20 protein-coding genes are annotated in these 18,484 nt (G+C 62.7%); 7 read left to right on the top strand and 13 right to left on the bottom strand.

The genetic code is table 11. From position 1 onward, the window contains the following. Window positions 1–69: 69 nt before the first annotated feature. The 3 genes from tsf to VQ045_RS00180 all read right to left on the bottom strand — a co-directional run bounded on the left by tsf (window position 70) and on the right by VQ045_RS00180 (window position 3,297). The gene (tsf, locus tag VQ045_RS00190) at window positions 70–996 is read right to left on the bottom strand and encodes a translation elongation factor Ts (RefSeq protein ID WP_327624067.1); all 927 of its coding nucleotides are present in this window, start codon (window positions 994–996) and stop codon (window positions 70–72) included. Between the two features lie 339 nt (window positions 997–1,335). Further along, window positions 1,336–2,253 carry a 30S ribosomal protein S2 gene (rpsB, locus tag VQ045_RS00185; protein ID WP_331828766.1) on the bottom strand — a complete coding sequence of 306 codons (918 nt, stop codon included), beginning with the start codon at window positions 2,251–2,253 and terminating at the stop codon, window positions 1,336–1,338. A gap of 210 nt (window positions 2,254–2,463) precedes the next feature. Continuing rightward, window positions 2,464–3,297 carry an EipB family protein gene (locus VQ045_RS00180; RefSeq protein WP_327624065.1) on the bottom strand — a complete coding sequence of 278 codons (834 nt, stop codon included), beginning with the start codon at window positions 3,295–3,297 and terminating at the stop codon, window positions 2,464–2,466. 136 nt (window positions 3,298–3,433) lie between these two features. Between VQ045_RS00180 and VQ045_RS00175 the strand changes: the two genes are divergently transcribed. The 4 genes from VQ045_RS00175 (at window position 3,434) to VQ045_RS00160 (ending at window position 6,421) form a co-directional block, all read left to right on the top strand. Further along, window positions 3,434–3,901 (top strand): RidA family protein, encoded by a 468-nt coding sequence (locus VQ045_RS00175; RefSeq protein ID WP_327624064.1) that lies wholly within the window; start codon window positions 3,434–3,436, stop codon window positions 3,899–3,901. A 1-nt stretch (window position 3,902) separates the two neighbouring features. Next, a complete protein-coding gene (locus VQ045_RS00170; protein WP_331828765.1) occupies window positions 3,903–4,637 on the top strand; it encodes a glycerophosphodiester phosphodiesterase family protein in 735 nt (244 codons plus the stop codon). A gap of 38 nt (window positions 4,638–4,675) precedes the next feature. Beyond that, window positions 4,676–5,902 (top strand): GNAT family N-acetyltransferase, encoded by a 1,227-nt coding sequence (locus tag VQ045_RS00165; protein WP_331828764.1) that lies wholly within the window; start codon window positions 4,676–4,678, stop codon window positions 5,900–5,902. 96 nt (window positions 5,903–5,998) lie between these two features. After that, complete coding sequence (locus tag VQ045_RS00160) at window positions 5,999–6,421, top strand: HIT family protein (protein ID WP_331828763.1); 423 nt, start codon at window positions 5,999–6,001, stop codon at window positions 6,419–6,421. 29 nt (window positions 6,422–6,450) lie between these two features. Here the strand turns inward: VQ045_RS00160 and VQ045_RS00155 are convergent, their stop codons facing one another. The 5 genes from VQ045_RS00155 to VQ045_RS00135 form a co-directional block, all read right to left on the bottom strand. Continuing rightward, a complete protein-coding gene (locus VQ045_RS00155) occupies window positions 6,451–6,807 on the bottom strand; it encodes an AzlD domain-containing protein (RefSeq protein ID WP_327624060.1) in 357 nt (118 codons plus the stop codon). Next, the gene (locus VQ045_RS00150) at window positions 6,807–7,544 is read right to left on the bottom strand and encodes an AzlC family ABC transporter permease (protein ID WP_327624059.1); all 738 of its coding nucleotides are present in this window, start codon (window positions 7,542–7,544) and stop codon (window positions 6,807–6,809) included. Before VQ045_RS00150 ends, VQ045_RS00155 begins: the two co-directional genes overlap by 1 nt. A gap of 71 nt (window positions 7,545–7,615) precedes the next feature. Then, window positions 7,616–10,114 (bottom strand): ATP-dependent Clp protease ATP-binding subunit ClpA, encoded by a 2,499-nt coding sequence (gene clpA, locus VQ045_RS00145; RefSeq protein ID WP_331828762.1) that lies wholly within the window; start codon window positions 10,112–10,114, stop codon window positions 7,616–7,618. A gap of 8 nt (window positions 10,115–10,122) precedes the next feature. After that, window positions 10,123–10,512: an ATP-dependent Clp protease adapter ClpS gene (gene clpS / locus VQ045_RS00140; RefSeq protein WP_327646339.1), complete on the bottom strand. Its 390-nt coding sequence runs from the start codon at window positions 10,510–10,512 to the stop codon at window positions 10,123–10,125. Between the two features lie 202 nt (window positions 10,513–10,714). Further along, the gene (locus VQ045_RS00135; RefSeq protein ID WP_327624056.1) at window positions 10,715–11,101 is read right to left on the bottom strand and encodes a phasin family protein; all 387 of its coding nucleotides are present in this window, start codon (window positions 11,099–11,101) and stop codon (window positions 10,715–10,717) included. A gap of 342 nt (window positions 11,102–11,443) precedes the next feature. Here VQ045_RS00135 and VQ045_RS00130 point away from each other — a divergent pair, with 342 nt between their 5' ends. Beyond that, on the top strand, window positions 11,444–12,925 hold the full coding sequence (locus VQ045_RS00130) for a D-alanyl-D-alanine carboxypeptidase (RefSeq protein ID WP_331828761.1): 1,482 nt from the start codon (window positions 11,444–11,446) through the stop codon (window positions 12,923–12,925). 382 nt (window positions 12,926–13,307) lie between these two features. On the opposite strand, the gene VQ045_RS00120 is transcribed toward VQ045_RS00130, so the two are convergent. Together VQ045_RS00120 and VQ045_RS00115 are read right to left on the bottom strand one after the other, a co-directional pair. Then, the gene (locus tag VQ045_RS00120) at window positions 13,308–13,745 is read right to left on the bottom strand and encodes a DUF1489 family protein (protein WP_331828760.1); all 438 of its coding nucleotides are present in this window, start codon (window positions 13,743–13,745) and stop codon (window positions 13,308–13,310) included. Window positions 13,746–14,000: 255 nt separating this feature from the next. Beyond that, a complete protein-coding gene (locus VQ045_RS00115; RefSeq protein ID WP_327624052.1) occupies window positions 14,001–14,126 on the bottom strand; it encodes a hypothetical protein in 126 nt (41 codons plus the stop codon). Between the two features lie 238 nt (window positions 14,127–14,364). Here VQ045_RS00115 and VQ045_RS00110 point away from each other — a divergent pair, with 238 nt between their 5' ends. Both VQ045_RS00110 and VQ045_RS00105 read left to right on the top strand, forming a co-directional pair. Beyond that, a complete protein-coding gene (locus VQ045_RS00110; RefSeq protein ID WP_327646337.1) occupies window positions 14,365–15,072 on the top strand; it encodes a DUF599 domain-containing protein in 708 nt (235 codons plus the stop codon). Further along, window positions 15,069–15,365 (top strand): DUF3253 domain-containing protein, encoded by a 297-nt coding sequence (locus tag VQ045_RS00105; RefSeq protein WP_442872877.1) that lies wholly within the window; start codon window positions 15,069–15,071, stop codon window positions 15,363–15,365. Before VQ045_RS00110 ends, VQ045_RS00105 begins: the two co-directional genes overlap by 4 nt. A gap of 36 nt (window positions 15,366–15,401) precedes the next feature. Here VQ045_RS00105 and VQ045_RS00100 read toward each other — a convergent pair whose 3' ends face one another. The 3 genes from VQ045_RS00100 to VQ045_RS00090 all read right to left on the bottom strand — a co-directional run bounded on the left by VQ045_RS00100 (window position 15,402) and on the right by VQ045_RS00090 (window position 18,448). Then, complete coding sequence (locus tag VQ045_RS00100; protein WP_327646336.1) at window positions 15,402–16,151, bottom strand: YdcF family protein; 750 nt, start codon at window positions 16,149–16,151, stop codon at window positions 15,402–15,404. Window positions 16,152–16,286: 135 nt separating this feature from the next. Continuing rightward, complete coding sequence (locus tag VQ045_RS00095) at window positions 16,287–17,618, bottom strand: mechanosensitive ion channel family protein (RefSeq protein WP_331828759.1); 1,332 nt, start codon at window positions 17,616–17,618, stop codon at window positions 16,287–16,289. After that, window positions 17,618–18,448 carry an aldo/keto reductase gene (locus tag VQ045_RS00090; RefSeq protein WP_327646334.1) on the bottom strand — a complete coding sequence of 277 codons (831 nt, stop codon included), beginning with the start codon at window positions 18,446–18,448 and terminating at the stop codon, window positions 17,618–17,620. Before VQ045_RS00090 ends, VQ045_RS00095 begins: the two co-directional genes overlap by 1 nt. Between the last annotated feature and the right edge of the window lie 36 nt (window positions 18,449–18,484).

Here is an 18,484-nt window from a genome sequence, read left to right as displayed (position 1 = left end):
CGCTTCAAAAGCGGCCACCCTCTTCCCGTCTGCTCCGGCCTATTCCGATGACGGAATGCCGGGCGATGCTTACTTTTTGCCGGCGACCGCGGCGACCTCGGCGGCGAAGTCGGTCTCTTCCTTTTCGACCCCTTCGCCGAGCGCAAATCGCTCAAAGGCGACGATCTTGGCAGGAGCCCCGAAACCGGCTTCCGCCTCGGCCAGCGCCTTCTCGACGGTCAGATCCGGGTTGATGACGAAGGCCTGCTTGAGAAGCACGACCTCCTCGTAGAATTTGCGCAGGCGTCCTTCCACCATCTTCTCGATGATGTTCTCCGGCTTGCCCGACTGCCGCGCCTGCTCGACGAAGATCGCCCGCTCCCGATCGACAGTGGCCGCGTCGATCTCTTCAGCGGACAGCGCCAGCGGATTGGTCGCGGCGACATGCATGGCGACCTGACGGCCGAACTGATTCAGCGCCGCCTTGTCGCCGGCCGATTCGATCGCCACGAGAACGCCAAGCTTGCCGAGTCCGTCGACTACCTGATTGTGAATGTAGGTCGCCACGACGCCTTCGCCGACGCTCAGCATCGTCGAACGGCGCAGGGCCATGTTCTCGCCGATCGTGCCGATGGCATCCTTGATCGTGTCGTTCACGCTCTTGGACGAACCCGGATAGGTCGCCGCACCGACCGCCTCGACAGAGCCATCGGTCGTCAGGGCGACATTGGTGATATCGCGCACGATCGACTGGAAGGCGTCGTTGCGGGCGACGAAATCGGTTTCCGAGTTGACCTCGACGACGACGGCCTTGGAACCCTCAGCCGCGACCCCGACCAGCCCTTCGGCGGCGGTGCGGCCAGACTTCTTGTCCGCCTTGGCGATGCCCTTGGTGCGCAGCCAGTCGACCGCCGCTTCCATGTTGCCGTCGTTCTCGGCCAGAGCGGTCTTGCAGTCCATCATGCCGGCGCCGGTCAGGTCGCGCAGCTCTTTGACCATTGAAGCGGTGATTGCCATGTTTGCCTCTTCAGAAATAATTGGGCGCACCGGCTCGATGGGAACGGGTGCGCCGGACATGTGGCGCCTCGGTTACGGCACCTTGGTGGGTCGAGTCGCGGCCGCGAGAGCCGGGCAAAGAAAAACGGGAGCTGGTTCTCCGCCGCCTCCGCTCACTCATTCGATGCGATCACGGTGCCGGCGTTGAACCCGTGCGGTCCGAATTCGGTGTGATCTCGGCATGCCTCCTGAAAATCGATCGAGACTTTCAAACAGGACCATGCATCCGTTTGCTCATGCAACGCTCGAGGCAGTGTCCCGGCGTCAACCACGCCGGAACCCTTGCTCTTCGACATTTGCTCAGGCGCTAGCCGCCTCGGTCTTCTCGTCGCCGGCGGCCTCAGCCTGCTCAGCAGCGACCGGCTCTTCGGTGGCGGCTGCAGCCGGAGCCGCTTCTTCGCTTGCCGGAGCCGCTTCTTCGCTTGCCGGGGCAGCTTCTTCGCTTGCCGAAGCAGCAACCGTCTCTTCCTCGATCACCTCCTCGACAGGTGCTTCTTCGAGCGCACCGATGTCGACGCCGGAATCGCCCTGCTGGCGGGCAATGCCGTCCACCGCCGACCGGGCGATGAGGTCGCAGTAGAGAGTGATCGCGCGAGCGGCGTCGTCATTGCCCGGGATCGGGTAATCGATCGATGCTGGATTGCAGTTCGAATCCACTACCGCGACGATCGGGATATGCAGCCGCTTGGCCTCCTCGATCGCGATCGACTCCTTGTTTGTGTCGATAATGAAGATCATGTCCGGGACGCCACCCATGTCACGGATACCGCCGAGCGCTCGGTCGAGCTTGTCGCGCTCGCGCTGCAGCGTCAGACGCTCCTTCTTGGTGAAGCCCTGGGCCTCGCCAGAGAGCATCTCGTCGAGCTTGCGCAGGCGCTGGATCGACTTGGAGATGGTGTTCCAGTTGGTCAGCATGCCGCCGAGCCAGCGGGCGTTGACGTAGTACTGGGCCGAACGCTGCGCCGCGTCCGCGATGATGTCCGACGCCTGGCGCTTGGTGCCGACGAAGAGCACGCGGCCGCCACGGGCGACCGTGTCAGAGACCGCCTGCAGAGCGCGGTGTAGAAGCGGCACCGTCTGCGCGAGATCGAGAATGTGGATATTGTTGCGCGCGCCGAAGATATAGGGCGCCATCTTCGGGTTCCAGCGGTGAGTCTGGTGGCCGAAATGGACGCCCGCTTCGAGAAGCTGGCGCATGGAATAGTCTGGCAATGCCATGGTATGTTTCCTTTACCGGTTGAGCCTCCACGGAAAGAAGCGGCCGGATGCCGCCACCGGTGGATTGCGTCGTTCGAGCAGAACTCGACCGTCGAAACCCGACTTCCGTGTGTGGAATGGACGCGCCGATACACCAAAAGCCGCGACGAGGCAAGCCAAGCGCGCGTTTGGCTTGCCTCTAACGGCACGGCGTTGCTACGCCCCGTCGGTTCAGGGGCAGTCAGGTATTTCAAAAAGGTCGAGGCTCGCGAGGCCGCCGGCCAAGGTATAGCCGTCGAAGGTCAGCACCAAATCATCGGAGACGCCGTTCTCGTAGAGCGTATAGGCCGTTTCGAAAATCGGCAGACCGTCCGGGTCGCTGTCGGAATTGTAAAAGGATTCGCTGATACGCCAGGCGGCGAGACCGGTAAGCTGGTCAGATAGAGACGCGCGCCCGTCGCTTGGCGTCACCTCGGCCACCTTCCCGTCGCGCCCCGTGCCAGACTCCGAAGCCGGCGCGATCACCGCGGTACTCGTCAAAAGCTTCTCGACCTCCTCGTCGCCATCATAGAGCCGTGTCTCGACGATCCGCGCGCCGGCCTTCGCCTGCCCGATCAGCGCAATCGTATGCTGCATCGGAAACAGGGATTTTGGTACCTCGACGGTCCGGACCTTGGGGGCTGTCAGGGCGACCCGCGTCACGTCGCCTCGCGTCGACGCGGTGCCAATCACCGCATTTTCCGGACTGGCGTCGATGAAGGTCTTGGTCTCGAAGTCGAAACGCTCGCCGTCGGCGCTTTCGGTGGAGCGCGTCTGCTGATCGGTGACGATCAGTTCCTGCTCCTGCTGGAAGCGCGCCACGAAGCGATAGTCGAGGTCGTATGTGTCGCAGGTCTTCCGGCGCATCTCGATCGCGATCCGGCCCTGCGCGTCGACCAGGTCGCTATCCCCCTCACGCATCGACAGGTCGTAGGAGGCCCGGTGCGGCACCAGTTCCTGCGCCGAGGCAACGGCGGAAAACACCCCAACGATACTGATCAAAAGCGGAAGGGTTGTCGCTCGCATGACGGGACGATCTTTCGCTGGATCGACGGATGGGCTACCGATCGATCGGAATTTCGCAGCACCCTATTCCGTGGGCCGTGATGGGCGATAAACCCATCCGGCGCTCCTATCCCTGAAGACGAAGGAAGACAATATCATGGCCGATTCGATCGAGACCCGTCTGCGCGCCGCGAGTGTGACTCTGCCGGAGGCGGCGGCCCCCGCGGCAAACTACGTTCCCTTCGTCGTACACGGCCGGCTGCTGCAGACATCGGGCCAGCTTCCGATCGAGGATGGCAAGCTAGCCGTCGTCGGCAAGCTCGGCGCCGGCGTCTCGCTGGAAGAGGGTCAGGCGGCGGCGCGCCTGTGCGCGATCAACATTCTCGCGCAGGCCAATGCCGCGCTCGGCGGCGACTGGCGCCGGGTGAACCGCCTCCTCAAACTCACCGTGTTCGTGGCGAGCGACGCCAGCTTCACCGAACAGCACAAGGTCGCCAACGGCGCGTCGGATTTCCTGGTCGAGATCCTCGGCGACAAGGGCCGCCATTCGCGCTCGGCGGTTGGTGTCCCGGCGCTGCCTCTGGACGCTGCGGTCGAAATCGAAGCGCTTTTCGAGATCGATTGACATGATCGCCCGCTATAGCGGTCCGCTCGGCTGGCTGGTCGAGCGGCCGATCGCCCACCGGGGATTGCATGACGGCAATCAAGCCGTCGCCGAGAATTCAATTCCGGCGGCACAGGCGGCGATCGCGTCGGGCTGGGCGATCGAATGCGATGTCCAGCTCTCCGCTGACGGCACGCCTTATATTTTCCACGACGCCGCGCTCGACCGGCTCACCGGCCGCGAAGGCGCGTTTCGCGCGACCCGCGACGTTGCGATCCAGGAACTCGACCTCGCCGTCACCGGGGTCAGCATTCCGACAGTCTCGGCGTTTCTCGAGATGGTCGATGGTCGCGTTCCCGTGGTCATGGAGTTGAAAGGGCTCGATCCGGCCCGCGACGAAGGCTATTTTGATCGGCTTGGCCCGATCGTCGAAGCCTATGCCGGCCAGCTCGCGCTGATGTCGTTCGATTCGTGGCTCATCGGCCAAATGCTCGAAGCGCGCCCAAACCGCCCGATCGGCCTCACGGCCGAGGGAACCCGGCCCGAGGTTCTGGCGGCGCATCGGCAAATCTATGCGGGCGGCTGCGACTTCTGCTCCTACAACGTCCACCATCTGCCGAACGCCTTCGTCGATTGGGTTAGGGGCGAGCACTGCGCGCCGGTGATCAGCTGGACGGTCCGCACGGCTGAAGACGTCCGCCGCAGCCGCGATTATTGCGACCAGATGACCTTCGAGGGCTTTACACCTGAGTCCTGAAGGCTTGCGTCGCGCCACCGGCGACATAACTCTCCGCCATGATGGAAAAGCCGCAGGGCGCTCCAGTCGAGGGCGACGACATATTCACGATCAGGATCGTCGATACGATCGGCGCGGTCGCGGCCGAGCGATGGGACGAGTTGGCGGCAGTTGCGGTCGATTCGACTTCCGCCAACACACAAAAAACCACCATCAACCCTTTCGTTTCCCACGCCTTTCTTAGTTCGCTGGAAGACAGCGGCAGCGTTAGCCAACCGGCTGGATGGCTGCCTCAGCATCTGGTTCTTGAAGGCCCAGGCGGGAAGCCCATCGCGGCCGCGCCCGCCTATCTGAAGTCGCATAGCCAGGGCGAGTACGTCTTCGATCACGGCTGGGCCGACGCCTTCCAGAGAGCCGGCGGTCGCTATTATCCGAAGCTGCAGATGGCGGTGCCTTTCACCCCGGCCAGCGGCCCGCGTCTTCTGGTCGGAGGCGGCGCTGGTGCGGCAACCCGCCGCATGGCGCTTGCCGAGGGAGCCAAGAGCTACGCCGCCAGGACCGGCGTGTCGTCGGTTCATGCGACCTTCCTGCGGCCGGCCGATCGGGCTGCGTTTGAAGACGCGGACTGGCTGCACCGCACCGACCAACAGTTTCATTTTCACAATCGGGGCTATGACAGCTACGAAGCCTTTCTCGGCACCCTCGCCTCGCGCAAGCGCAAAGCCCTGCGCAAAGAGCGGGCACAGGCGCTCGTCAACGACATCTCGATCGAATGGCTGACCGGGCGCGACCTCACTGAGGCCGTATGGGACGCCTTTTACGAGTTCTACATGGACACCGGCAGCCGCAAATGGGGTCGTCCCTATCTCAATCGCGAATTCTTCAGCCTCGTCGGCGAGCGGATGGGCGCGCAGATCTTGCTGGTGATGGCCAAGCGCAACGGCCGCTACATCGCCGGCGGACTGAATTTCCTCGGCCCCGATACGATCTACGGCCGTAATTGGGGGTGCGTGGAAGACCACCCCTATCTGCATTTCGAGGTCTGCTACCATCAGGCGATCGACTATGCGGTCGCACATGGGCTGGCGGTCGTCGAGGCAGGTGCCCAAGGGGAGCACAAGCTGGCCCGCGGCTACGAGCCGGTGACAACGCATTCGGCCCATTGGATCGCCCATCCGGGCCTGCGCCGCGCGATCGAGGACTATCTCGATCATGAACGCACCGAGGTCGCGCGTGTCGGCGAGATTCTGGGCGGCCATACGCCTTACAAGAAAGATGCGTCCTGATGCGCGGCGAGCGGCACAGTCGACAAAAGCCGCGCGGTGCCGCATCTGTGGAGGCAATCCCCGCACGTCGGGTGAGCACAGAGGGGAAGGATTTTCATGGACACCTATGACGACGGCAACATCTTCGCGAAAATCCTTCGCGGCGAACTCCCGAGCCAGACGCTCTACGAGAATGCGGCGGCTATCGCGATCATGGATGTGATGCCGGAGTCGAAGGGGCATTGCCTGGTCATTCCCAAGGCACCCTCACGCAATCTCCTCGATGCCACGGACGAGACCTTGGCGAATGTCATGCCGGTGGTGGCGAAGCTCGCCCGCGCGGTGAAGAAAGCCTTCGAGGCCGATGGCGTGCGGATCGCGCAGTTCAACGAGACGCCGGCGGGGCAGACCGTCTTTCACCTGCACTTCCATGTGGTGCCGATCTATGACGGGGTGCCGTTGAAACGTCATGCCGGCGGCATGCTCGACCAGGCTGTCCTCTCCGAGCAGGCCGACCGCATTCGCGCCGCCCTCGGCTGATTGTCCGCAACCTGGCCCGCAGATTGTGCTCAGGTCAGGACGGCGCCGCCGATGAGAATCGCCTCGGCGATGAGAATGGCGACCAGCACCCGCCGGCCCAACAGCAGGTAAGCCGCGAAGCCCGCCGCAAGAGCTCCGACCCGGATGAGCGGGGCGATCGCGGCGAGCGAACCGGTGGGAAACAGTACCAGCTGCGCGATTACGGCCGCCACCAGCGATGTCGCGATCGTCCGTGCAAAGGCCGCGAAGGGCGAGTGCTCGTCGATGCGGCCGGCCGACAGGACGCCGAGATAACGCCATATGTCGGTGGGCAGCCATCCCGCCAAAAGGATGAAGACGAAGGGCCACCAGGGCTCCGCAATCGCGGTGAAGCTCAAATCGCCCATCACGCGAGCCGCCGCCCTTCGATGATCCGGCCGGCCATATAGGCGACCGTCCCGCCGGCAATTCCGGCGACCAGGAGTTCGAAGCCGGGTATGAACCAATGGGCCGGCGGCAGAGCCGCCATTCCCGTGAACAGCGCAATACGGCCGGATGCTTCGCGAGCCGTTCCGAAGAGCGACGTCAGGAAATAGACCGGCGTCAGAAACGCCAGCGCGCCTGTCGCCAGGGCCGGCAATTGGCCCATCAAATTAAAAACAAGGGCGACGAGGACGGTGTTGATCGTCGTCAGGGTTACGGCGAAGGCGCCGAAGAAGAGGGTGCGTTTGTCGCGCGGCACGGTCTCAATCCGCTCCATTGCGAAGATCCAGCCGGTGATCGCGACGAAATGCGACAGGAAGAGCAGCGTCCCGGTTCGGGTCTTCGGTCCTTTGATCACCGGCATCAGCGCGACGACCATCGGCATCATCCGCAACGACGACAGTCCGACCGCCAACGCGGTCGCCGGTAGCGAGGCACCGGCGGTGATGGCGCCGACCAGAACGATCTTCGCCGGCAGCGCCCAGACCGTGGCGGTCATGAACGAGGCTTCGACCCAGGTCAGGCCGGCATCGCGGCAGAGTGCCGCGAAGCCGACGAAGGCGGTGGTCAGGATCAGCGCCGGCGGGCTGGCGATTCCCCTGATGCCCCGGAGCGCCCAGAACAGGGACGAGCGATCTCGTGCGGCTGTCTCACCATGCATCGTTCAGGTCTCTGGAAGGATGTGCACGAAAAAGGGATCGCCGATGGAGCGACCCCTTTTGGATCTGCGGATCAGGAGGATTTGCGTGGGACCTTCGGCACGGTGCCTGGGCGTTTGCCGGGGCGCGACGCCACCACCGTTGCAAGCTCGCCTTCGGCGTCGCCTCCGCCGGCCGCATCGTCGTCATCCTCGGACGGAGCGTCGTCGAAGTCCGGTCCGTCGGCCGCGACCTTCACCCGCTTCTTCGCCTTGGACGAACGCTTCGGTTTGGGCGGAACCACGTCGGCGATCGCCTCCAGCTTCAGCTGCTTTTCACCGTCCTCCGCCTGGACGACGGTGACCTTGACCGTCCCACCATGCTTGAGCTTGCCGAACAATACCTCATCCGCCAGCGGCTTCTTGATGTGCTCCTGAATGACCCGGCTGAGCGGACGCGCGCCCATATTCTCGTCATAGCCCTTGTTGGCCAACCAAGCGACGGCTTCCGGCGCCAGCTCGAAGGTCACACCGCGCTCGGAGAGCTGAGCCTCGAGCTGCATGACGAACTTCTCGACCACCTGATGAATCACCGGGGTCGGCAGTGCGCCGAACGGTATGATGGCATCGAGCCGGTTGCGGAACTCGGGCGTGAACAAACGATTGATCGCCTCCTCGTCCGCTCCGGTCCGCCTCGAATGTCCGAAGCCGATGTTGGCCTTGGCCATCTCCGACGCCCCGGCATTGGTCGTCATGATCAGAATCACATTGCGGAAATCGATCTGCTTGCCGTTATGATCGGTCAGCTTGCCGTGGTCCATCACCTGCAGAAGGATGTTGAAGAGGTCCGGATGGGCCTTCTCGATTTCATCCAGAAGCAGCACGCAATGGGGATGCTGGTCGACGCCATCGGTGAGCAGCCCGCCCTGGTCAAATCCGACATATCCCGGAGGTGCGCCGATCAGCCGCGAAACCGTGTGGCGTTCCATGTATTCCGACATGTCGAAGCGCAGCAGTTCCACACCAAGCGCCGACGCCAGTTGGCGAGCGACCTCGGTCTTGCCGACGCCGGTCGGACCCGAGAACAAATAGGAGCCGATCGGCTTGTCCGGCTCGCGCAGTCCGGCCCGGGCCAGCTTGATCGCCGAGGCTAAACCGTCGATCGCAGCGTCCTGGCCGTAGACCACCCGTTTCAGCTGCGCATCGAGATGAGCCAGAACAACCTCGTCGTCCTTGGAGACGGCCTTCGGCGGAATGCGTGCCATGGTCGCGACGGTCGCCTCGATCTCCTTCACCCCGATCTGCTTCTTGCGCCGGGATTCGGGCAGCAGCATCTGCGAAGCCCCGGTTTCGTCGATCACGTCGATCGCCTTGTCCGGAAGCTTGCGGTCGTTGATGTAGCGCGCCGATAATTCCACCGCCGACTTGATCGCATCATTGGTGAACTTCACCCGGTGGAAGTCCTCGAAATAGGGCTTCAATCCCTTGAGGATCGACACCGTATCGTCGATCGACGGCTCCTTGACGTCGATCTTCTGGAAGCGGCGGACCAGCGCCCGGTCCTTTTCGAAGAACTGGCGGTACTCCTTATAGGTCGTCGAGCCGATGCAGCGGATCGCGCCCGAAGACAGCGCCGGTTTCAAGAGGTTCGACGCGTCCATCGCGCCGCCCGACGTCGCGCCGGCGCCGATGACCGTGTGAATCTCGTCGATGAACAGGATCGCGCCCGGATACTCCTCGAGTTCCTTGACCACCTGTTTCAGACGTTCCTCGAAATCGCCCCGATAGCGGGTTCCGGCCAGCAGCGTTCCCATGTCGAGGGAAAAGATCGTCGCATCGGCGAGCACGTCCGGCACGTCGCCTTCGACCACTCGCTTCGCCAACCCCTCGGCGATCGCCGTCTTGCCGACGCCCGGATCGCCGACATACAGCGGATTATTCTTGGAGCGCCGACACAGCACCTGGATCGTGCGGTTGATTTCCTCGGCGCGGCCAATCAGCGGGTCGATCTTGCCCTTGCGCGCCTTCTCGTTGAGGTTCGAACAATAGGCCGTCAGCGCATCCTGCGGCGTCTTGCGCTTGCCTTCCTCGTCCTGGCCGACGGTCGACTGGTCCTCTTCCACGCCCCGGATGGGCCGGCTCTCGGTGACCCCGGGGCGCTTGGAAATCCCATGCGAGATGAAATTGACCGCGTCGTAGCGGGTCATTTCCTGCTCCTGCAGGAAATAAGCGGCATGGCTCTCGCGCTCGGCGAAAATGGCGACGAGCACGTTCGCCCCGGTCACTTCTTCGCGACCCGAGGACTGCACATGGATGACCGCCCGCTGGATCACCCGATGGAATCCGGCGGTGGGCTTGGAGTCCTCGTCATGGCCGGTCACGAGATTGGCGAGTTCGGTGTCGATGTAGGTGGTCAGATTCCTACGCAGGATATCAAGGTCGACGCTGCAGCCCTGCATCACCGCAGCCGCATCCTTGTCTTCCAGGAGCGCCAGCAGCAGGTGTTCCAGGGTCGCGAATTCCTGTCGCCGCTCGTTTGCAAGTGTCAGTGCCTGATGCAGCGATTTCTCTAGGCTCTGCGAAAATGTCGGCAAGCTTCACCTCAGTTCTTTTCCATCACGCATTGCAGCGGATGTTGATGTTGGCGGGCGAAATCCATGACCTGCGTGACCTTCGTCTCCGCTACCTCGTAGGTAAAGACCCCACATTCGCCAACACCGTGGTTGTGCACATGCAGCATGACCCTGGTGGCTGCCTCGCGATCCTTCTGAAAGAACCGCTCCAGAACGTGAATGACAAACTCCATCGGAGTGTAATCGTCGTTCAGAAGCAGCACCCTGTAAAGGCTCGGCTTCTTGGTTTTCGGCTTTGTCCGCGTGATGACGGACGTTCCGCGCTCAGTATCGTCCTTATCCCCCCGGCCGGCCTGAGCCTTGGCGGCCAAACCACCGCCGCGGGTCGGAAATGCGTCTTCGCTCAAATCAGCCACCATCGTCATCGCATCGTATGTATGTGCCGAGGCCGGGATTTTAAGACGGCTCGCGTTCGCGGCAAAGCATCATTGCGAGTTCATGTCGACCGCCGACGATCGGCCCGACCAGGATAACGCAAAAAAGGCCCGGCAAGCCGCCAGGCCTTTTCGACATATTGCGTGGGGCTGGAGCCGTCCTTGCGGGCGGCTCACATGCCGGAAATCAGGCGGCGGCCTTCTTTTCTACCGACTGAGCCGCCTGCTTGGCAGTGCGGCTGCCCGTATCCGCGGCGGTCAGCGCCGTCTGCTCGAAAGGCTTGTAGGCCTGCTTGGCAAGGTCGGCATAGATCTCGCCCATCCGCGTCGCCTGGGAGACCCAGCTCTGATAGGCGGTCTTGGCGTAATCGGTCTGCAGCTCGATGCCCTTGTCCAGGGTCTTGGTCTTGAACAGCTTCTCCAGCATCTCCGCCTGTTGTTCGTAGGCGCGCTTGGTGAAATCCGACGTTTCCGCCGCGATCTGCTGGAAACCCTTCGTCACGACGGACGCCGACTTGACCGCGTTGTCCATGGCTTCCTGAGTGATTTTGCTGGCGTCTTCGTAAACGTTCATCGTGCGAATCCCTGAGATTGGTGGTTCGGCGGGGCAGTTGCGCATGATCGCGATCCGCGCCCGATGGCAGTCACAATATATTGCGATGCACAATAAAAATCAAGAGTACGCTGCAGTGCGAAATTCGCTTCGCACTATCGGGTAGTGCAGTCTCTCGAATCGGTCGATTGCGATGCAGCGATCGAACAATTCGACAACCATAAACCGATTGGTAAGTCGGCCGGATTACGCTCGTGGACAATAAGCCGACGTTGTGTGGGTGGAATGGCGACCAGCCTTCAGGGCCTGTTCCTTTCCGCTGCCCCACGCCGTCACGTGTTGCCCGAGTGAGAGAGTTGCCGCGTGCGTAACCAATTCGACGGACTCAAGACCGCCGCCAGAAAACTGACCAGGATGTTCGTGCTCGCCGCCATGGGGGCGGGTCTTTCGCTGACCCATGCCGCCGGTGCCGACGCCAATCCGAAATATGCCGGCTTTGTCATCGACGCCAACAATGGTCAGGTGCTGTATTCGGAGAATGCCGACGCGCCGCGTTATCCCGCGTCGCTGACCAAGATGATGACCCTGTACATGACCTTCGATGCCTTGAAGAACAGGCGGGCTTCGCTTGGGAGCCAGATGCCCGTCTCGGCCTATGCGGCCGGCCGACCGCCCTCGAAGCTGGGGTTGAAAACCGGGTCCACGCTGACGGTCGAGGAAGGTATCTACGCGCTCGTCACCAAGTCCGCCAACGACGCCGCCGTCGTCCTGGCGGAATTCCTTGCCGGTTCGGAATCGACCTTCGCGGAGCAGATGACGGCGAAGGCTCGGCGGATCGGCATGCGGGCGACGACCTTTCGCAATGCCAACGGTCTGCCGGACAACGCGCAGCGAACCACGGCCCGGGATATGGCGACGCTCGGCATCGCGCTCAGGGAGCATTTCCCGGAATATTACAAATATTTCAGCACGCGCTCCTACAGCTTTCGCGGACGCCGGCTGGGCAACCACAATCGCGTCCTGGGACGCTTCCAGGGGACCGACGGCATCAAGACCGGCTATATCAACGCCTCCGGTTTCAACCTCGTCAGTTCGGTGGCACGTGACGGCAAGAGCCTCGTCGCAGTCGTGATGGGAGGGCGTTCAGGGAGATCCCGCGACGACCACATGGTCGAACTCCTGAATCGCTATTTCCCCAAGGCCAGCGCGCGAGACACCGGCCCGCTGGTTGCCTCGCGCGCGGTCGGAAACGTCGTTGTGGCCGAATTGCCCAAGCGCGGTCCCGTCCCTGATTCCCGGCCGGTCATCCCGACGTCGATCGATGAGCGCGTCGCGCTTGCCTACGGTTCGGAGCCGGCGGCCGCAATCGCCCGCCTGCCGGAACCGCGGAGCCGACCTCTCCTCGGCCGAGACGCCCTGCGGGCTGCCCTCGTCCAGGAGCGCCCGGTGAGGCGGACGCCGTTCCCCGAATCCAGTCACAGCATTCCGGCAGCTTTCGGGATTCCGTTCCCGCCCGCGGCAATTCCGGGTGGCAAGGATCTTGATCCGAGGACGACCGGTTCGGTCACGGCGAGCGCCGCGCCCGCATCGACGCCAGCCTCGCCCTGGGTGGTGCAGATCGCCGCGACCCCCGGTGCCGACCAGGCTATGGCGATGCTCGGCGAAGCCAAGAACAAGGTGGGCGGGCCGCTATCATCGGCGGTGCCATTCACCGAGACTGTCAAAAGCGGTTCCCAGACGCTCCATCGCGCGCGCTTTGCGGGTTTTGCCACCAAGGATCAGGCCCGGAGCGCCTGCGAGGCGCTCAAGCGCAACGCCTATAATTGCTACGCGGTCGCGAACTGACTCGAGCGGGATGGCGGGCACCGCCACCGGCCGCAATCCCACGATTTCCCTGTGTTGTGTATAAAGGGTTCCGTCATGTCGATCGAGCTAAGCAGACTCGGGCTTGTCCCGTCAGAACATCAGCCAGGCCGCTCTCCCTCGACAGGGTTGCATCCATTGCAGCAGGCGGCGATGCGTCTTTCCGACGTCCGCGAGGGGCGCTCCCGCCTGAAGGCAAAGGATCTCGTCGGCCTGCTACTGTCGCACGGCGCCCGGGCCTGGCGGGCGTCGCAGCCGGTCTGTTACAGCCGGATCAAGACAGCGGGCCCTTGCGGAGCGCCGGCGGTCAGGCTTCGCTTCCGCTAATCGCACGCCGCTGGCAGCAATGGGCGGCCAGCGAAAATTACAGAAGTCCCAGTTCCATCAGTTCCCGGCGAAGATCCGGCGGAAACTGCTCCTCTCCCGATGCGGAATCGGGGATGTCGGCCGGCGCGTCTTCGGCCTTGAAATAACGCCATCCCTGAAAAGCGCGTCGGGGCTGCCAGACGGTACGCACGAGAACCGGTTGCAGCACAATGTGGCACCGCTTGATTCCCTCCCCGTCGGTAAACGGCCGGATGGCCATAATTGGCTGGCGTACCTGGACCTGGCCCTTGATCACCCAATAGAGCGAGCCGCCATCGATGATGTCGTCGACTCGCGTCGGGGTCATGCGGGTGGTGTGCGTATACTCGGTTGACAGGCCGCCGCGGCGCGCCCTGGCGAGGCGATTTTCCACATGCGTTTCCAGTTCGTCGATGCTTTCGACGCCGACGCACAGTTTGATCAAATGCAGAGCCATACCGACGCTTGTCGAGGCAATCCCCGTCTTGCGTCAAGGCTGGAGAACGGTAAATCGCCTTCGGTGTGGACGAGGTTTGCCGGCCGAGGCGCGAACGAGAAGCTGCCTCGCCCGAAAACAGGCGGCAACAGACGGTCTCCATCGCAGCACCTTCTCAATACCGAAGCGAACAAAACGGCCCTGCGATGACATCACAGGGCCGCGTCTGTCGGACAGTCGAATGAGGTGTCTTGCCGGTTCGCTCCGGCCGCGCCGTCAGTTGGCCGCGATCGCGATCGTCTCGGGCACGCTGAAGAGGAAACCGAGAAGCAGTAATGCCGAGAAGATCGAAACCGTCCAGACGGTTACGCCCCAGCACGACTTGCGCACGCTGTCATCCATTTGAAACACAATCCTGATTCATGAAGCTGGCGAACCGCTTACGACCCCCCGTCCGGCGATCCGCAGTGGTTAAATATCGGTTAACCCCCGCCTTCACAAGATGCTGTCCCCGAAAATTTTCGGATGGTGAATTTACACTCATCAGCCTTGTCCCGACCTTGACGGAACGCTTGCCCGGGTGCCTGTCACTGTCGTGACTCGGCACGAGCGGCCTACGACTGGGTGGGAGTGGGCATAAATGGAACGAGAAGAGGCATGGCCGATGGTCATCGACACAATCGATCTGGCAGCACTGGTGATTTTCCTCGTCGTGTGGGTCGGCTATAGCTGGTTCACGGAACGAGGACCGTTCGCGGAGCGAGGCCTGTCGAGCGCCATCAACCAGCAGCGGGAACGCTGGATGCGGGTCATGTTCCTGCGCGATCTGCGTATGATCGACACCGCGATCATGGCTGGACTGCAGCAGGGTACGGCATTTTTCGCTTCGGCCTGCATCTTTGCCATCGGCGGGACCTTCGCCATGCTGGGTTCGGCCGAGCGTATCGCGGTCATCGCCTCAGATCTGCCATTCTACGGTCGGCTCGACCGGGCGTTGGTCGAGTTCAAGCTGCTTGGGCTGGTGATGATCTTCGCCTACGCGTTCTTCAAGTTCGGCTGGGCGTATCGCCTGTTCAATTATTGCTCGATCCTGATCGGCGCGATTCCGATGCATGCCGATGCAGAGGCGAACCCCGCCGAAGCCGAACGAGCCGTCGTGCGTGCGGCGCGGCTCAACCAGCAAGCCGGCCTGAATTTCAATTCCGGGCTGCGGGCGATCTTCTTCGCACTGGCCTATCTCGGCTGGTTTCTCGGCCCATATGCGCTGTTTCTCACGACCTTCCTGGTCCTCATGATCTTGGCCAACCGCCAGTTCTATTCCCCGGCCCGAAAGGCGTTCATCGATTGACCGACGATCCGAAACAGTTTCCGCAACCCGACCAACTCACCATCACAGAGGCGATCGAAACGGCGGTCGCGGCGCGCGAAGATGGCAAGACCGTCTGCCCCTCCGAGGTGGCGCGAGCCCTCGCCGGATCCGACGAGAAAAACTGGCGGCGCCTGATGAAGCCGATCCGGGCCGAAGCTGTCAGGTTGGCCGATGCGGGCCGGCTTGATATCCGCCGCAAGGGCAGGACCGTCGACCCGCATGATTTTCGGGGCGTTTATCGTCTGGCCGCACCCCGCTCGACCGAGAATTGATCGGCTGAATAATTCGCGTGATCGCGGGCCCAAGGCTTAGGTTCTGGGGCCAGGTATGAGCGCATCGGTGCGCCCCGCCAGGCGATAAGCCAGGAGCCCAAGATACTCGCGTATCGCGAAATGCACCTTCTCCAGATTTCGGGTCGTGGCGCTCGACGGGCGCCACAGCGCGGTGCCCGACGGCGTACGATAGTCCACCGGATAGGGCAGCACCGGGAACTGCGCGACCCGGAACGTTCCGACGGCACGCGGCATATGGTAGGCTGACGTCACCAGCAGCCAGGTCTCGCCCGGCTTCGGCTGTGCGAGTTGTCTGGCGTAGAGCGCGTTTTCAAACGTATCGCGCGCCCGACTGTCGAGCACCAGCCGCTCCGACGCGAGGCCGAGCGAAAGAAAGAACTCGCTGGCCGCCTCCGTTTCCGGGATGTCGTCCTCGAACACGGCGGCGACGCCGCCGCTGAACAGCACTTTCGCCTCCGGATATCGCCGCGCCAACGCCAGCGCTGCCGTCACCCTGTCGGCGGCCTCATTGAGCTCCGGCACGCCCCGGGTTCGGGCCACACGCGTGTCGAACGCTCCGCCGAGGACGATGATCCCGGTAACCTCGGCGGGAAGCTCCGGGCGCGGAAAACGATTCTCCAGGTACGCCGTCATCACCAAGCCCGCCGGCGTCAGGCTACTGACCGCCAGCGCGATGGCCGCGAGCGAATACAGCGTCACGGCGGTCCGCCGATAGCGCAGCCGCCCGGCAAGCAAGCCGAGCGCTCCAAGGAGCAGGATGGCCACCAGCGGCTGCAGGAGAAACCAGCCGAGTTTGGCAAGATAGAAGAACAGGGCCGGCCTCCTGGCATGGGTGGTAGTGCGGCACCCTCATATCAGAAGCCGACGACCCGTGTATCCTCGCCAGCCTCAGTCAAACCATCACGATTCCGCGTCGCCGGTGCCCGCATCGCCGGACTTTTCCACGATGACCGGCGTGCGCATGATGATCTCGCGGTGCGGGAACGGGATAGCGATACCGTTTGCCTTGAACGCATCCCAGAGCGCCAAAAACACTTCGCCCTTGACGTTGGTGAGTCCAGCCTGTGGATCGCGGATCCAGAAGCGCACGACGAAATCGATGGAGGAGTCGCCGAAGCCGGTCATCCAGCAAACGACACCCTTGTGATTGACGACCCGTTCGAGCGCGACGGTCGCCTCTTTGGAAATGCGTATCACCTCGTGCGGATCGGAATCATAGGAGACGCCGAATTCGACGTCGATACGCACCAAGTTGTTGGAGAAGGACCAGTTGATCACCTGGTTGGTGATGAAGTCCTCGTTCGGGATCAGATATTCGCGCCCGTCGCGGGTCACCACGGAGACAAAGCGCGCGCGCAGTTCCCTGATCCAACCGAAGGTATCGCCAAGCGAGATCGTGTCCCCCGGTTTGATCGACCGGTCGGTCAGGATGATGATGCCCGAGATGAAGTTCGAGACCACCTTCTGCAGACCGAAGCCGAGACCGACACCGATTGCGCCGGAGAAAATCGTCAGCGCCGTCAAATCGACGCCGGCCGAGGCGAGCGCGACTGCCAGCGCCAAAAGGATCAGGCCGATCTTCAGGAACTTGCCGATCAGCACCCGGAGAGTGGGCGTTAGTTCCTCACTGCGCTGAACCCGAGTATCCAGAAAGTTTCCCGCGGTCGATGCCAGCCAGAGCGTGACGGCAAGGACCACTATGGTCTTGATGACGAGCAGCGCCGAGATGCGCGATTGCCCGACGGTCAGGGCGGTCTGGTCCAGCACTTCGGCGACCGGGCCGATGAGATCGAGAATGGAAAGCGCCGCCAAGCCCCAGGCGACGAAGGTGATCACGCGCGACAGTAGGCGGTTGCGGACAATTCGTGAGGCGACCGCGATGACGAGATAGGCGAGCGCAAGGTCGAAGACGATCGCGACGATCTGGGAGCGTGGCCCGCCCGCGGCCGCATCGATGAGCTTGGCGCCCCACAGGAGCAAGACGAAGAACACCAGGCCCATCCGCCGGCGAATGGCGGCAACGATACGCAGGAACCTTGGCGCGCCTTTGATCTTGCGGACCTGAAGTTCGATCGGCACACGCGACAGGCGATCGAGCAGCCAGGCGAAGGCGAGACAGGCAGTGACGATCGCAATCTGCAAAAGTGACGACGGCTGGTAGAAGAAGCCGAAAAGATCCTGGCTCCACTCCACGACATCCGCGCCGATCCGCTGCAGCGCCCGTTCGTCCATCAGGCGCGGTCCCAGTTCGGGGCAAAGGAGGGATCGATCAGCCTCTCCCGGCGACGCGTCAGCGCCGTTATCTCCTGCCGCTCGACGTCGGTTAGAGCGAAATCGAAGATGTCGATGTTCTCCTTCAGCCGATCTGGTTGGGAGGTCCGCGGAATAGCCCCGACACCATCCTGTTCAATCTCCCACCGCAGGACGATCTGTGCCGGAGTCTTGCCGTGGCGCCGGGCGGCGTCGCGAATGACCGAGTTCTCCAGAAGCACGCCACCTTTTCCGATGGGCGAATAGGCCACCATCGCCATGTCATGGCGCCGACACGCCGTCAGAACATCGTCCTGGCTCAGGAAGGGATGGTATTCGACTTGGTTGCAGACGAGCGGTGCCGCCGACATAGCGGCTGCCTCGTCGAGCATGGCACTGGGAAAGTTGGCGACGCCGATATGTCTGGTCAGTTCCTCGCCGATCGTCGCGTTCAACGCGTCGATCGATTCTTCCAGCGCGATTTCGTGGTTCGGCCAATGGATCAGCAACAGGTCGACCGCCCCGATATTCAATGCCTCGAAGGCCTTTCGCGCGGTCGGCACAAGGTCGGCCTCACCAATGTCGGTCCACCAGATCTTGGTTGTGACGAACAGCTCTTCGCGATCGATGCCGCTTCGGCGAATTCCCTCGCCGACTTCCTTCTCGTTGCCATACATGCGGGCCGTGTCGAGATGGCGATAGCCGGCATCGATTGCCTTCGCCACCATATCGACGCAAGTCTCGCCTTCGAGTGTATAGGTTCCGAAACCGATCGCGGGGATGCGCGCGCCGTTCGCCTCGATAATCTTCATGAATTGCCTTCCCAGGGTAAAGGGCCGAATCGATCC

The sequence above is a fragment of the Aurantimonas sp. E1-2-R+4 genome (assembly GCF_036549515.1).
Lineage (GTDB): Bacteria > Pseudomonadota > Alphaproteobacteria > Rhizobiales > Rhizobiaceae > Aurantimonas > Aurantimonas coralicida_A.
Note: the sequence above shows the minus strand (reverse complement) of the source record. Positions and strands in the feature narration are given on the sequence as shown.

Excerpts from the sequence above, each read along its gene's own strand:
- VQ045_RS00165 (WP_331828764.1), top strand. The coding sequence starts at position 4,676 with ATGATGGAAAAGCCGCAGGGCGCTCCAGTCGAGGGCGACGACATATTC.
- VQ045_RS00150 (WP_327624059.1), bottom strand. The coding sequence starts at position 7,544 with ATGCATGGTGAGACAGCCGCACGAGATCGCTCGTCCCTGTTCTGGGCG.
- VQ045_RS00170 (WP_331828765.1), top strand. The coding sequence starts at position 3,903 with ATGATCGCCCGCTATAGCGGTCCGCTCGGCTGGCTGGTCGAGCGGCCG.
- VQ045_RS00095 (WP_331828759.1), bottom strand. The coding sequence starts at position 17,618 with ATGGACGAACGGGCGCTGCAGCGGATCGGCGCGGATGTCGTGGAGTGG.
- VQ045_RS00110 (WP_327646337.1), top strand. The coding sequence starts at position 14,365 with ATGGAACGAGAAGAGGCATGGCCGATGGTCATCGACACAATCGATCTG.
- VQ045_RS00180 (WP_327624065.1), bottom strand. The coding sequence starts at position 3,297 with ATGCGAGCGACAACCCTTCCGCTTTTGATCAGTATCGTTGGGGTGTTT.
- VQ045_RS00115 (WP_327624052.1), bottom strand. The coding sequence starts at position 14,126 with ATGGATGACAGCGTGCGCAAGTCGTGCTGGGGCGTAACCGTCTGGACG.
- tsf (WP_327624067.1), bottom strand. The coding sequence starts at position 996 with ATGGCAATCACCGCTTCAATGGTCAAAGAGCTGCGCGACCTGACCGGC.
- rpsB (WP_331828766.1), bottom strand. The coding sequence starts at position 2,253 with ATGGCATTGCCAGACTATTCCATGCGCCAGCTTCTCGAAGCGGGCGTC.
- clpS (WP_327646339.1), bottom strand. The coding sequence starts at position 10,512 with ATGGTGGCTGATTTGAGCGAAGACGCATTTCCGACCCGCGGCGGTGGT.
- VQ045_RS00155 (WP_327624060.1), bottom strand. The coding sequence starts at position 6,807 with ATGGGCGATTTGAGCTTCACCGCGATTGCGGAGCCCTGGTGGCCCTTC.
- VQ045_RS00175 (WP_327624064.1), top strand. The coding sequence starts at position 3,434 with ATGGCCGATTCGATCGAGACCCGTCTGCGCGCCGCGAGTGTGACTCTG.
- VQ045_RS00090 (WP_327646334.1), bottom strand. The coding sequence starts at position 18,448 with ATGAAGATTATCGAGGCGAACGGCGCGCGCATCCCCGCGATCGGTTTC.
- VQ045_RS00160 (WP_331828763.1), top strand. The coding sequence starts at position 5,999 with ATGGACACCTATGACGACGGCAACATCTTCGCGAAAATCCTTCGCGGC.
- VQ045_RS00135 (WP_327624056.1), bottom strand. The coding sequence starts at position 11,101 with ATGAACGTTTACGAAGACGCCAGCAAAATCACTCAGGAAGCCATGGAC.
- VQ045_RS00120 (WP_331828760.1), bottom strand. The coding sequence starts at position 13,745 with ATGGCTCTGCATTTGATCAAACTGTGCGTCGGCGTCGAAAGCATCGAC.